Below are 448 nucleotides of genomic sequence, written 5' to 3' on the forward strand. Positions count from 1 at the left end.
CAATGGATGGGAGCTGTTATATTGATGCTTATGATGCTGTTTTTATTTTTCTGCGGTCGTTGTATACGCCACAGGAACTGGGGGCTTTGTTTGCTCCGATGATACGTATAGAGTTGAAAGTTGAAAATTGAAAGTTGAAAGTTAAAGGTAAAACACAGTATTTATGAACTCTCTCTCCGCTGGTGCGGGAGTATAGGCGGATGTTATAATATTAGTTTGATTGTTTTGAAATGGTTTTTGTATGGTTTTTGAATTGCTCCCACCACCTCCCCCCTTCGGGGTACTCCTCCTCGGGCAGGAGGAGAGTTCCTGCGGCATCGTGAATCATAAATGAATTTAAAGAATATACTAAAGATAATAAATAGAATATGGAAAAAGAAAATAAAGAATTTATGGAAATGCATCTTGCCACAATGGACAAGATTAAGGAAGAACGTGGCAAACTTTG

1 protein-coding gene is annotated in these 448 nt (G+C 38.6%); it reads right to left on the reverse strand.

The features are described 5' to 3' along the window. Window positions 1-211: 211 nt before the first annotated feature. The coding region (locus D0T87_RS24245; RefSeq protein ID WP_203558707.1) for a hypothetical protein at window positions 212-448 on the reverse strand (237 nt) is incomplete at its 5' end.

This window comes from Bacteroides sp. 51, from assembly GCF_010500965.1.
Taxonomy (GTDB): domain Bacteria; phylum Bacteroidota; class Bacteroidia; order Bacteroidales; family Bacteroidaceae; genus Bacteroides.